The following is a 12,729-nucleotide window of genomic DNA, read 5'->3' as shown; positions in this document are numbered from 1 at the left end:
AGCTTGATGGGACTTGAATTTCTTCTCCTCCACCGTAGTAACAAAAGAGGGATAACAGCACGAAGTCCGTTAAAACGGACTGGAAAAACCGCTCAGTTGCCTCCTAGTACACTTCAGTGGACTTTCCTCTATTAGCCCGAACTTTTAGTTCAGGGCGGGGCAGGGCGATCGTCAGAAAGGCTGGAAAGACGTCTTCTTGAGAATGGTGCAAGATTTGAGTTAACGTCCGGCTTCTAATACCTGCGTAGCGGTTAGCTTTAAGCCTGGAAGAGAGGAGGAGACAATCGCCTCATTACCCTGATACGCCCGGTCTTCGTACAAGCCATCAACCCATTCCAGTACGGTGACTTTTTGCGCGATCGGGTCTACAATCCAGTACTCTGGGATGTGTCGTCCGGCGTATTCGGTGCGCTTGTGACGATAGTCGCGGTTCTCTTGTTGCGGACTCACCACTTCAACGACCAGCAAGGGCGGTGGCATATCGTGGGTAATGAAGGATTGCTTCGCCCCCTCTAGAGCATTAGCGGACTCTTCTGACAGCACCATTAAATCTGGTTGCCTTGCCGTTGCCCGTTTTCCACTAACAGCAATCTGTGTCCCAATACTCAAGCAATAGTAGGGAATGCCAAGTTGCAGAAAATAAGCGAAGAGAAACGAGGCAATGCGATTATTCTGGACGCTCTCTGGTGGCATGGCAGTTAGGGTTCCACTGTCTAGCTCGTAGCGGGTATCGCTGTCGTCGTCGTAGTTGAGGTAGTCTTCAAGGGTCATGGGTTGGGTGGCGATCGCCATAGCTCTCCCTGCCTGCTGATGCGTGTTTCTTTATGATATGGCTTCTATGATTGGAGGCGCGATCGCCTCCAACTTCCAGGCTGCTGGCAAGCCATTGTGAGGAACTGAAGCCATCATCTGTTGAGCCTCAGGCTTGTTGTTAGACGGTTCATCGTTGCAGCTTGGCACATCAGCGCTAAACCTCAGAGCTTTAGCGTTGCAGCCTTAAGCATCGTGATTGTTGCTTAAAGCCTCGTCGTTGAACCTCAGAGCATCATTGTTGAACCTCAGAGCTTTAGCGTTGAACCTCAGAGCATCATCAAGGAGTCATTGGGCATCGTGATTGTTGTTCAAAGCTTCGTCGCTGAACCCTAAAGCCTCGTTGTTGAACCTCAGAGCATCATTGCCAAGCTTCAGAGCCTCGCCGCTGAACCTCAGAGCATCAGCGCTGATGCTTAAAGCATGGTCGTTGAATGTTGACACTTGATCGTTACAAATCCGGAGATAACGACTCAATGGGTGTATTTCCCTTAGGCTAGAGAATAGCTCAGAGAATGCGATATCAGCCCCCTTACTGCAAACCAATGCCCCACTCCCTCAAAGCCCTACGCACTCTCGCAATGGCACTGCTCCTGGCTCCAATAGTGTCCCTACTCCCTACTCCCTACTCCCTGCCCAGGCACAGACAGACCAGAGCCGTAAAGCAGAGGCTGAGCAGTTAAACCAGCAGGGAATGCAGCAGTATCATCGGGCAGAGTATCGTCAGGCTCTTGACTCGTTTCAAAAAGCACTTGAACGCCTTAAGCAAGTTAGTGACCGCGCGGGCGAAGGCACCACGCTCAACAACATTGGCGGCATTTACGACAGCCTGGGGCAGTATCCCAAAGCGTTGGAGTTCTATCAGCAAGCCTTGGTCATTCGCAAGGAGATTGGTGACCGCGTGGGCGAAGGCACCACGCTCAACAACATTGGCGGCATTTACGACAGCCTGGGGCAGTATCCCAAAGCGTTGGAGTTCTATCAGCAAGCCTTGGTCATTCGCAAGGAGATTGGTGACCGCGCGGACGAAGGCACCACGCTCAACAATATCGGCTATTTGCTGGAAGCGCAGAAACAGGCAGAGTTGGCAGTGGTCTTTCTCAAGCAGTCCGTCAGCACCTATGAATTGATTCGGCAAGACCTCCGAGTGCTGCCACGGGAACACCCTGTACTTGCGCTGGGGCTTTCGGAGAAGGTGCCTAACTTCAATGCGTTGCCCAATGTGCCCGATGAACTCAACGGCATTGTGCGATCGGGTACCACTGGCATCTATCCCGGCTTAAAGCTGCTGAATCAAGACTTTACCACTGAGGCATTCAAAAAGCTCATCGACCATCGCATCGTCCATATTGCCACCCACGGTCAGTTTGTCCCCGGCAACCCGGAGGACTCCTTTCTGGTGTTGGGCAACGGTCAGCCACTCAAAAATCCTCAAATTGAGACAATGACCGACTTAGGCGGCATTCATCTCGTGGTGCTGTCCGCCTGCGAAACCGCCAAGGGTGGTGCGGATAAAGAAGGCATTGAAGTGTCCGGCATCAGCTACTACTTCCTCACCAGCGGCGCAAAGTCGGTGATTGCCTCCCTCTGGCTCGTCAACGACACCAGCACCAGCCAACTGATGCAGCAATTCTATCAAAACCTATCAACGGGCAAGAGCAAAGCCGAAGCCCTACGACAGGCACAACGATCGCTGCTACGAGTCGCAGGCACTGCCACCAAGCAAACTCGCGGTGATAGCTTCAAGCTTCCCACCACTGATGGCTCCATACCTGTGATCGCCCGTGATTTCAGCCATCCCTACTACTGGGCACCCTTCATCCTCACTGGCAACAATTTGTAGGATGATGACCCCATGACGCGACCACTCGACCAGGCGATTCAACATTACAAGGCGGCGATCGCCGCTCTTGCTCAAGCCGATCGTCCTGTTCCAGCCGCGATCGTGCTGGAAGCTTTGAATGCTAGAGATGGCATACAGGCGGCGTTAGCAGATACAGAGCCAGTGTCTGGTGCCGTACTCCAAACCATCAGTGAGCTAGATCAACAGTTGAGGGCGCAAGCAGACGCGATCACCCCCTTCACTCAAAAAGCAGACTGGCGTGTCAGCTTCAGTCCCAAAGAAACCGCCTGGTGGTGGTGGCTAGAAGCACCCAAGCCAAAGCAGTGGAGCCAGCTCGATTGGCTCTGGACAGCGCTCTCCGTCACCTTTCTCACCATTTCCCTCGGACTGGTCGGTGATATTTCCACCCGCTTCCTCAAAGGTGGCCCTGATACAACAGGCGCGATCGCTGTTAGCGTGTAAAGCATCCTCACCCTGTTAACGGCTGGTGGCGCACTCACCAAAGCGGGACAAGTAGCCAGCAAACAGACGCTGAAAGGGTTGCACGTCCCAGAACAGTATTGGCACGAACTCGGCACCGCCGGATCGTGCGTCTTACTGCTGGGTTTGGTAGGACTTCGACAATCCCTACCCGCCATTTCTAGCTGGTACACCGATCAGGGGCGGGAAGCCTACGAAAAAAAAGCCTGGGGCAGTGCCGAAGCCAAATACAAGCGGGCGCTAGAACTGAACGCTGATAATACCGCTGCTCACTTCTGGCTGGGCAGACTCTACGAGGATTTGCAAAAGCCTGATGACGCTCGGACGCAATATCAATATGCGATCGCCGACTCCAATGCGGTCAACAACCTGGCACGACTCAACATTCTCAAAAAGGACTACCCGATTGCAATCGCGTTCCTCCAAAAGCCCCTCTCCGATGAGCAAGTAACGCTCCAATCCGCCACAAAATTCGCTTTGATGAAAAACATGGGTTGGGCACGCTTAAAACAGGGCAACCTTACCGATGCCGACACCTGGCTGGATGATGCTATCAAGCTGGGACAAGCTGAAAAACTGCCCAAGGAAACATTAGCTGCCGCTCATTGCTTACAGGCACAAGTGATTGAAGCTCAAGGCGATCAGAAAAGGCCGCTTTGGGCTCAAAAGAAAGCCTTGGCGGAATGGAAGTTGTGTGCTCGCTATGGTGTCGCAACCGTTCCTGAAGAAGACGAGTGGCTGAACACCGCTCAGAAACGCCTGACGAAATGGGAGGCGAATCAGGGACAGTAACTACATCGAAGCAAGCTATACGTTGGGTCGCGTTCGTTTTCGGGATGTTCATAACAGTGGCGATCGCGTTCACCCTCCTGCCAGCGACATTCGCCCAACCCTCTAAAGCTAACCTGCCTCGCTCTGCTCGCGTCCAAATTATTGTTGGCAAAGGCAAAGTGCGTGTTCAGCGTGACGATCCACCCAACAGCTTTTTTGCTCGCCAGGGAGCAGAACTGAACCGGGGTGATCTACTCACCCCAGACCAAGGCGTGCAGGTCACAATTTTGTGTCCCAACGGTTTGCAGCGATCTGTGAAAGCCGTCTCTGGACTTGGCAAAGTTTGTCCCGTTTGGCGAACCAATGCGCCCAGAGGGACTCAAGATTTCAATGCAGAGGGTGGGCTAGACGCCTCCATCCCCTACCTGATTACGCCTCGACACTCACTGTTGCTGAGTGCCAAACCCCTCTTACGTTGGCACATGGTTGCCGATGCCAGTAACTATAGGGTGGAAGTGAGCAGCCCTACGGGCACCGTAGGGCAAGCGCAAACCAAAGACACGCAAATCGCTTACGCTGGCAAACCGTTAGAGCCAGGATTGGTCTATACGCTCGTCGTGATGACCAACACTGATCGTTCGTCTCGCGAAGACACAACACCCAGCGGTGAACTGGCGCAAGCACTCGATTTTAGAGTACTGCGCCCCGCTGAAGCCACCGATGTTCAGATCATCACGGCAAAACTGCTGCGGGGCAAACCGATCAATGAAACAACTGCGCTAATGCTAGCGACCTACTATGACGACTATGTTTTGCCTGCCAATGCGATCGCAGCTTACGAACTGACGCCAGACAACTACCAAACCTACAGCCTCAGCGCTGAAGCCATTGCAGTGTTGGAAACCCAGCTTCAGAAAGAGCCGCGATCGTCCGTCCTATACCGCACCCTCGGTGACCTCTACTGGCAGACTGGCTTAATTCGCTTAGCAGGCAACGCTTACAATACGGCGATCGCGCAAATGCAGTCCCCTGAAGATTTAGAAGAATGGACGCTGGCGTATTACGGTCTGGGTCAGGTTTACGCCACCCTTAAAGACTCACAGCAATTGCTTTACTGTCTTTCGCAAGCCAGAATCGGCTTCCTCTTCCTGGGCAATCCAGATCAAGCAGCAAAACTGAAGCGGCAGATAGACCTTGTAATGCCTAAACGTCCAATCTAAAAGCGGGTAATCGGACTCGAACCGACGACATTCACCTTGGGAAGGTGACGTTCTACCACTGAACTATACCCGCAGGGAAAGGGATAAGAGATGAACAGGGGTTGATGACGCGCCCTAGGTCTCTGCGATCCATGCTGTACTAGCTATTATAGAGCGTGAGTTGCGCCACAAACGCGATCGTCCATTTTCATCCTTCTTCCCTCAGCCCTCAAACGTTATTTGTCGTGGCTAATTTGAATCGATCGCTTACCGCTTTCCAATTGACCACATTCCACCAGGCTTCTAGATAATCAGCGCGGCGATTCTGGTAATTAAGATAGTAAGCGTGTTCCCAAACATCATTGCCCATGATGGGATACAGCCCTTCCATCATGGGGTTGTCTTGATTAGCAGTGCTGGTGATTTGAAGTTTGCCGTCTTTGGTGCGCACGAGCCATGCCCAGCCGCTACCGAAGCGTTTTGTGCCTGCTTCATTAAACTGCTTTTTGAACTCGTCGAAGCTGCCAAAGTTCTTTTTGATGGCAGTCGCAAGCTCTCCAGTGGGTTCGCCGCCTGCTTTAGGCCCCATAATTTCCCAAAACATGGTGTGGTTGATGTGCCCACCGCCATTGTTGCGAACGATCGTGCGAACATCTTCGGGCACACTGTTGAGGTTGCAAATGAGATCTTCAGCCGTTTTGCCTTTGAGTTCTGGATGCTTTTCAATGGCACCATTCAGAGCTTTGACGTAGGCAGCATGATGTTTATCGTGATGGAATTGCATCGTCCGCTCGTCGATATGCGGTTCCAACGCATTGTAGGCATAGGGGAGCGGTGGTAATGTAAACGCGGCGGGTGTAGCTGGCTTTTCGGTAGACTCGGCTCCCCAGGCAAAACGGGGTGCAGAGATGCCAGTGGCGATCGCACCTGCTCCTGCACCGAACAAGACTAAAAAATGGCGGCGATTGAATGACATAGCGGTAGAACCCCATATTCTCAGCACTACCTTGGATTATCGGTGTTCAAAGCGCTTCTGTCATGGCTATAACGATATAGGGTCGATTGCTGGATTGAAACCTTGAAACAAGCGACTGTATTTGACTGCGATCGTTCTAACTTCCTGTGATCTGGCTTGATGTGATCGGCTTCTATCGCAGGTGGGAAGACAGGTTACGAAACAGACGTAAGGATGAATACGACCTTACTACAGGATCACCCCACGCGATGCTAGACCTCTGGTACAAAAACGCTGTTCTTTACTGCCTGGATGTCGAAACTTACATGGATGCCAACGGCGATGGCGTTGGGGACTTTGAGGGGCTAACGCAGCGATTGGCTTACCTGGAGGGGTTGGGAGTCACCTGTATCTGGCTCATGCCGTTTCACCCCACGCCCAATCGTGATAACGGCTACGACATTATGGATTACTACAATGTTGATCCTCGTCTCGGATCGCTGGGCGATTTTGTCGAATTTACCCGTCAGGCGGGCGATCGTGGCATTCGCGTCATCATCGATTTAGTGGTCAACCATACCTCCGTACAGCATCCCTGGTTTCAAGCTGCTTGCAAAGACAAGCATTCCAAATACCGTAACTTCTACGTCTGGTCAAAAGAGAAACCTGCCGATGCAGAGGATGGCATCATTTTCCCCGGCATTCAGAAAAGCACCTGGACATATAGCGAAGAGGCGGGGGAGTATTACTTTCATCGCTTTTACGACCACCAAGCAGATTTGAATATTGCCAACCCAGCGGTGCGCGAAGAAATCTACAAAATCATGGGTTTCTGGTTGCAGTTGGGCATTTCCGGGTTTCGCATTGATGCGGCACCGTTTCTCATTGAGCTAAAGGGGATTGAAGCGCAGGCTGATGTGACTGACCCCTATGTTTATCTCAATGAAATTCGGGACTTTCTCTCGTGGCGACGGGGTGATGCGATCGTGCTGGCAGAAGCAAATGTGGCGATGGACAAAGTGCCCGACTACTTTGGCGATGGCGATAAGATGCAAATGCTCTTTAGCTTTATGGTGAATCAGCACATCATACTTGCCCTGGCGCAGGAAACAGCCGCTCCCCTGGTTGAAGGCTTAAAAGCATCTCCACCCATTCCGGCGATCGGGCAGTGGGCGCACTTCATTCGCAACCATGATGAACTCTCGCTCGACAAGCTTAGCCAGGAAGAGCGGGATGAAATCATTGCCAAATTTTCACCTGATAAAGAGAAGACGTGGATTTACGATCGGGGGATTCGTCGTCGCTTTCCACCAATGGTGAATGGCGACCCCCGCCGCATTCGCCTTGCCTACAGCCTGATCATGACCTTACCCGGAACACCCGTTTTGTTCTACGGCGAAGAAATTGGCATGGGCGATGATCTGTCGCTTGAGGAACGCAACCCGTTTCGCACACCCATGCAATGGACAGGTGAACCGAACGGCGGCTTTTCTAAAGCATCGGCGGATCAGCTAATCCGTCCTGTGATTGATGATGAACAATTTGGCTATCACCACTTAAACGTCATTGCCCAACGGCGTGACCCGGCATCGCTTCTCAACTGGATGGAACGCGCTATCCGCATGCGAAAAGAATGTCCAGAGTTTGGGTGGGGCGACTGGCAGATTATTGAGACCGGGGAACCCACGATTTTTGCTCATCGCTGTCAGTGGCACGATGGCGTTGTGGTTGCAGTCCACAACCTTTCCTCCAAGCCATGTACCGTCACGCTTCAGCTCAAAGACGACGACAGTAAACATCTCATCGAGCTACTAGAAGACCAGTCCTATGACCTGCTGGAGGATGCGTCTCGTGAGGTGCACCTGGATGGCTATGGCTACCGTTGGTTTCGAGTCAGCAACCAAAAAATGTAGCGATCGCGCTGGCTAAGCAGTATGCCCCTTTCCCTTTTGAACCGTCGTTTCAGCATGACGGCGCTTGCTGGCACCATGCAGCAGGCGACCGAAGACGAGGTGCTGGAGTCGATCGATGTAGGTGAAGATAACAGGCACCACGACCAGCGTGAGTAGGGTAGAGGTCATCAGCCCACCAATAACCGCGATCGCCATCGGGCTTCGAACTTCTGAACCAGCACCAAGGCCCAGTGCGATCGGCATCATTCCAGCAATCATGGCGATCGTGGTCATCAAAATGGGACGCAAGCGGGCCACGCCAGAATCCAATACGGCACTGAACAACGGTTTACTCTCACGCTGATTGAGTAGGGCGTAATCGACCAGCAGGATCGAGTTTTTCGTCACCAGGCCCAACAGCAGCACAATACCAATCAGCGCATAGAGACCCAACTCCTTCTGTGTGAGCAACAGTCCCATCAAGGCTCCACCCAACGAAAAGGGGAGCGCCGCCATAATGGTTAAGGGATGCAAGAAATCGCCGAAGAGCAATACCAGAACGGCGTAGATAAACAGGACGGCTGCACCCAAAGCAGTACCGACGTTCGTGAAGAGTTCGTTCATGATTTTGGCATTGCCAAATTTCTCTTGCTTCACGTTGGGCGGCAAGTTTTTTAACGTCGGTAGGTTGTTGACTTTTTCGATCGCGTCGCCCAATGCCGCACCCTGAAGGTTAGCTTCGATCGAAATTTTGCGCGATCGGTTGTAGCGATCGATCTGGGACGGCCCATTGCCAAAGCTGACATCTGCAACGCTCTGGAGTGGAATAAGCGCACCACTTTGGTTCTGCACTTGCAGATTGCGAATGGTATCAATGTCATTACGCCTCTGGGGATCAAGCTGTACCCGGATGGGAATCTGGCGATCGGGCAAGTCAAATTTTGCCAGGTTTGCGTCAAAATCACCTAACGTTGCCAGGTTCGCAGTACGGGCAATGGCCTGAACGGTCACACCCTGATCCGCAGCCTGCTGGGGTTTGGGACGAATGAGAATCTCTGGCTTCACCAGGCTGGCGCTAGAAGCGACTTCCACCAAACCAGGCACCTGACGCATTTGCTTTTCCAGGCTTTCGGCAACGCGAGTGAGCGCCTCGGCATCTTCACTTTTCAGCACGATCGCCAATTCTTTGGAGCCACCAAAGCCATTCCCTTCAAAGCTAAGGCGAACACCAGGAATCTGACGAAACAGCGGACGCACCTCATTTTCAAACTGTGTACGCGAAATGTTGCGCCCTTCGCCTTTGGGTTTCAGCTTCACATAAAGGGTGGCTTTATTAACATTTTCGTCAGTTTGAATACCAGTGACATTCGGATTTTTGAGTAGCAGCGTAGTGAGTTGTTGGGTGGTGCGATCGGTAGTTTCCATCGTCGAACCGGGAGGCAATTCCATATTGACGATCGACAGACCCACATCATCACTGCCAAACAGCCCCACTGGAATGTGTGGCACGAGCATCACGCTACCCACCAGGAATCCTAACGATGCCGCCAACGTGACGACACGATGCTTTAACGCCCAGGTCAACACGCGACGGTACTGATAGGACAGATGATCTTTTTTAAGGTTGTCGGTGTGATGGGGGTTGTCTTTCAGGATATAGGCAGCCATGAGGGGCGTAATCATCCGTGCGACGAGTAACGAAAACAGCACGGATGCGGCTACCGTCACGCCGAAGGGACGAAAGTATTGTCCACTCACGCCCGTCATCAGGGCTACTGGCATGAAGACTGCTACAATACTCATCGTAGTAGCCACCACCGCCAGTCCAATTTCATCCGAAGCATCGATTGACGCTTGAAAGGGCGATTTACCCATCTGCTGGTGCCGTTCAATGTTTTCGATTTCGACGATCGCATCATCCACCAGAATCCCAACAACCAACGCCATCGCCAGCAAGGTCATGAAGTTGAGCGTATAGCCCAGCACCAACAGCACGATAAACGTGGGAATGAGCGAAAGGGGCAGCGCAACAGCCGTAATGAGTGTCGCTCGCCAGTCGCGCAAAAAGATCCAGATTGTGATGACTGCCAGCACAGCACCCAGCAAAACCGCTTCCACAGATGCCAGATACGACTCTCGCGTATAGTCTGCCCGGACGTTATTGACCAGTTCCAGCTTGATATCTGCTGGCAAGGTTTTTTGCAGTTCCTTGACGGCTGCTTGCACGCCTTCTTCAACAGTCACTAACACGGTGCCCGTACTGCGCAGCACTGAAAACACAACAGCAGGCTGATTGTTAAGACGAGCAATGCGACGAATATCGCCAGCGGCATCGGTCACCGTACCCAGGCTGGACAAGGGAACAAAGCCACCTTTGGGCAATGGGATCTGATACGCCCGTAGCGCTTCCACCGTCGAGGCACTGCCTAGCGTGCGAATCGTTTGCTCGGTGCCACCCACTTCCCCACGACCACCCGGTTGGTTAAGGTTGAACGCCCGCACTTGATCATTGACCTGCGTTGCGGTAATGCCTAACGCTTGCAGTCGATCGGGGTTCAGGTCAACGCGAATCTCGCGATCGAGTCCGCCAATCCGGTTTACCTGCGATACACCAGGTACTGCCAAAAGGGCGCGACTGATGTCTTGATCCACCAGATTGCTTAACTCGCCAACCGATTTTTGGGTAGACGATACGGCATACGTGACAATGGGGCCACCACTGGCAAAGTCTACGCGCTCCACGATCGGTTCGTTAATATCCTGCGGCAAGTTTTGACGGATTTGCGCGACCGCATTGCGGACATCATTTGTCGCGCGATCGCTGTTTGTACCCAAAACAAAGTTCACTTGCGTGATAGAGGAGCCATCCGTCACGGTTGAAATAATTTCATCAATATTGCCCAGCCCTGCCGCTGCGTCTTCAATACGCTTGGTGACTTGAGTTTCTAACTCCGCCGGATCGGCTCCAGGTTGCGACACTGTGACCGTTACGGCTGGAATATCAATATTGGGGTTCTCATCAATTCCCAACCTTGGGAAGGCGACCAGTCCTGCTAATGTCAGCACCAAAAACAGAACGATCGTCGGAACCGGGTTGCGAATTGACCAGGCGGAAATGTTCATACAAGTTTTTAGTTGTTAGTTTTTAGCTGTTAGTGCTAATAGGAGTTTTGAGTTTTGAGTTAGAGGGCTATCAGCGGTCAGCGATCAGCCGTTAATCTATTCCCAACTCCCGACTCTCGACTCCCCCACTCCTTTCTTCAGCCCTTTGCCTCTGCCTTACTGACCAACAACTACTGTGACCTGATCGCCATCCTTCACGTAGCCAGCCCCCGCTACAATGACGCGATCACCAGCATTCAAGCCACTTTTGATCGCAATGCGGGCTTTGGTTGGATCGGTCGCGCCTTGTCGAGTGCCAACTACAACGGGCTTGGCACGAGCAACATCGGTGCCTTCAAGAATGTAAACCAGCGATCGTCCGTCGGGTTGTGGTAAAACCGCAGACGCAGGAACGGTTAAGGCTTGAGCTGTTTGAACCGTAACAGCCGCTTTCAGGAACATGCCTGATCGCAGCAGAGCACTAGCGGGCAGGTCAATTTTGACGGTGGCCTGCCGACTTTGCGGATCGACCAGCGGCGAAATTTCCCGTACTCGTCCTTGTAGATTAATGCGCTTGTCGGCATCGGAGGTGATTTGGGCAGGGGCACCAATTTTCACTTGAGGCAGCTCTGTTTCGGGTACTTTCGCCTGAAGTTCTAGAGACCCATCGCGAATAAGGGAAAACAGCTTTTCGGTGCCTGTGACGTTACCCACCCTGGCAACCTTTTCAGCGATAACACCATTGGTAGGTGCACGAACCACAGTCTGAGCAATCTGGGTTTCTAGCCTTTGCAGCTCGGCAATCTTGCTTTGGACATCGGCTTGAGCGCTGGCGATCGTTGCCTGAGCGACGCTTACCGCTTCACGAGCCGTTTTAGCCGCTGTAACGTAGGAGTCTAGATCCTGTTGCGACACGGCTCCTGCTCGCGCCAGATCTTGATAACGCCGCAGGTTGCTTTCTGCTTGCGCCAGGGTTGCTCGCTCTTGACCAAACGCTGCCTGCTTTTGTCGGACGATCGCCTGCGTTGAGACAACATCTGCCTGTGCTTGATTCCGCTGAGCGGTGAGAACGGCATTATCCAGCACTGCCAGCACTTGCCCTGCTGTCACCGTTTGCCCTTCTTCAACCAGCACCTGCTGAATTTGTAGTCCAGTGGCTTGCGCCAGGATGGGCAACATATCAAACGCGGCAACGCTGCCAGTGGTATCAACCGTTTGGGCAACGTTTGTTAGGGCAGCAGGTGCGACTGCCACAGTTTGACCAGCGACGACTCCCTCTAGCGTCGTCGCTGGAGTGGAGGTCTGCGAACCAGAGGGAAGATGAGTGGCAACGGTTGCGATCGCGGCTCCCACACCCAGCCCGATCGCCAGCCCACGCCAACCGCTCAGCCAACTACCGACCTGCCCTGGCTTTCTCTCAGCGGTGGAAGCCGTGAAAGCTTCTGGTTCATGCAGTTTTTTTACTGCTAGCTGTGCATTCTCTGCACTTGATTCTGCACCTGAAATTGATTCGTAAGCCACGATCTGTTGCCTCGCTGAAACCCCATCCAAGCGTTCATATATTGGCTTGCTTTGCGTGAGCCAAAGCTGCACTGACTGCTTTACATGAGTCAAAGTTGCAAAAACAGCTTTATGAGAAAGCGTTACTTTTCTTAATTATGACACTGCTTAAGCTGG

Annotated in this window: 9 protein-coding genes and 1 tRNA gene; 5 read left to right on the top strand and 5 right to left on the bottom strand. The window is 52.6% G+C overall.

What is annotated here, in order from left to right:
* Positions 1-219 precede the first annotated feature (219 nt).
* Positions 220-792, bottom strand: coding sequence for a Uma2 family endonuclease (locus AC5JLP_RS25355; protein WP_496070613.1), 573 nt, complete (start codon positions 790-792; stop codon positions 220-222).
* A gap of 712 nt (positions 793-1,504) precedes the next feature.
* On the opposite strand from AC5JLP_RS25355, the gene AC5JLP_RS25350 reads away from it, so the two are divergent.
* The 4 genes from AC5JLP_RS25350 (at position 1,505) to AC5JLP_RS25335 (ending at position 5,124) form a co-directional block, all read left to right on the top strand.
* Positions 1,505-2,653, top strand: coding sequence for a CHAT domain-containing protein (locus AC5JLP_RS25350; RefSeq protein WP_496070612.1), 1,149 nt, complete (start codon positions 1,505-1,507; stop codon positions 2,651-2,653).
* 12 nt (positions 2,654-2,665) lie between these two features.
* A complete protein-coding gene (locus tag AC5JLP_RS25345) occupies positions 2,666-3,115 on the top strand; it encodes a hypothetical protein (protein WP_496070611.1) in 450 nt (149 codons plus the stop codon).
* A gap of 78 nt (positions 3,116-3,193) precedes the next feature.
* Positions 3,194-3,925 (top strand): tetratricopeptide repeat protein, encoded by a 732-nt coding sequence (locus tag AC5JLP_RS25340; RefSeq protein ID WP_496070610.1) that lies wholly within the window; start codon positions 3,194-3,196, stop codon positions 3,923-3,925.
* 44 nt (positions 3,926-3,969) lie between these two features.
* Positions 3,970-5,124 (top strand): tetratricopeptide repeat protein, encoded by a 1,155-nt coding sequence (locus AC5JLP_RS25335; RefSeq protein ID WP_496070609.1) that lies wholly within the window; start codon positions 3,970-3,972, stop codon positions 5,122-5,124.
* Between the two features lies 1 nt (position 5,125).
* On the opposite strand, the gene AC5JLP_RS25330 is transcribed toward AC5JLP_RS25335, so the two are convergent.
* Both AC5JLP_RS25330 and AC5JLP_RS25325 read right to left on the bottom strand, forming a co-directional pair.
* Positions 5,126-5,197 (bottom strand) — tRNA-Gly (locus tag AC5JLP_RS25330).
* A 135-nt stretch (positions 5,198-5,332) separates the two neighbouring features.
* Positions 5,333-6,079, bottom strand: coding sequence for a superoxide dismutase (locus AC5JLP_RS25325; RefSeq protein ID WP_496070608.1), 747 nt, complete (start codon positions 6,077-6,079; stop codon positions 5,333-5,335).
* Between the two features lie 248 nt (positions 6,080-6,327).
* On the opposite strand from AC5JLP_RS25325, the gene AC5JLP_RS25320 reads away from it, so the two are divergent.
* Complete coding sequence (locus AC5JLP_RS25320) at positions 6,328-7,971, top strand: alpha-amylase family protein (protein WP_496070607.1); 1,644 nt, start codon at positions 6,328-6,330, stop codon at positions 7,969-7,971.
* Between the two features lie 12 nt (positions 7,972-7,983).
* On the opposite strand, the gene AC5JLP_RS25315 is transcribed toward AC5JLP_RS25320, so the two are convergent.
* Together AC5JLP_RS25315 and AC5JLP_RS25310 are read right to left on the bottom strand one after the other, a co-directional pair.
* Positions 7,984-11,073, bottom strand: a complete 3,090-nt coding sequence (locus AC5JLP_RS25315; protein ID WP_496070606.1) for an efflux RND transporter permease subunit — start codon at positions 11,071-11,073, stop codon at positions 7,984-7,986.
* Positions 11,074-11,229: 156 nt separating this feature from the next.
* Positions 11,230-12,666, bottom strand: a complete 1,437-nt coding sequence (locus tag AC5JLP_RS25310) for an efflux RND transporter periplasmic adaptor subunit (RefSeq protein ID WP_496070605.1) — start codon at positions 12,664-12,666, stop codon at positions 11,230-11,232.
* Positions 12,667-12,729: the final 63 nt, after the last annotated feature.

The organism is Stenomitos rutilans (genome assembly GCF_059505485.1).
This window is presented reverse-complemented; position numbering and strand designations above follow the sequence as displayed.

Excerpts from the sequence above, each read along its gene's own strand:
- AC5JLP_RS25345 (WP_496070611.1), top strand. The coding sequence starts at position 2,666 with ATGACGCGACCACTCGACCAGGCGATTCAACATTACAAGGCGGCGATC.
- AC5JLP_RS25320 (WP_496070607.1), top strand. The coding sequence starts at position 6,328 with ATGCTAGACCTCTGGTACAAAAACGCTGTTCTTTACTGCCTGGATGTC.
- AC5JLP_RS25315 (WP_496070606.1), bottom strand. The coding sequence starts at position 11,073 with ATGAACATTTCCGCCTGGTCAATTCGCAACCCGGTTCCGACGATCGTT.
- AC5JLP_RS25355 (WP_496070613.1), bottom strand. The coding sequence starts at position 792 with ATGGCGATCGCCACCCAACCCATGACCCTTGAAGACTACCTCAACTAC.
- AC5JLP_RS25325 (WP_496070608.1), bottom strand. The coding sequence starts at position 6,079 with ATGTCATTCAATCGCCGCCATTTTTTAGTCTTGTTCGGTGCAGGAGCA.
- AC5JLP_RS25335 (WP_496070609.1), top strand. The coding sequence starts at position 3,970 with ATGTTCATAACAGTGGCGATCGCGTTCACCCTCCTGCCAGCGACATTC.
- AC5JLP_RS25350 (WP_496070612.1), top strand. The coding sequence starts at position 1,505 with ATGCAGCAGTATCATCGGGCAGAGTATCGTCAGGCTCTTGACTCGTTT.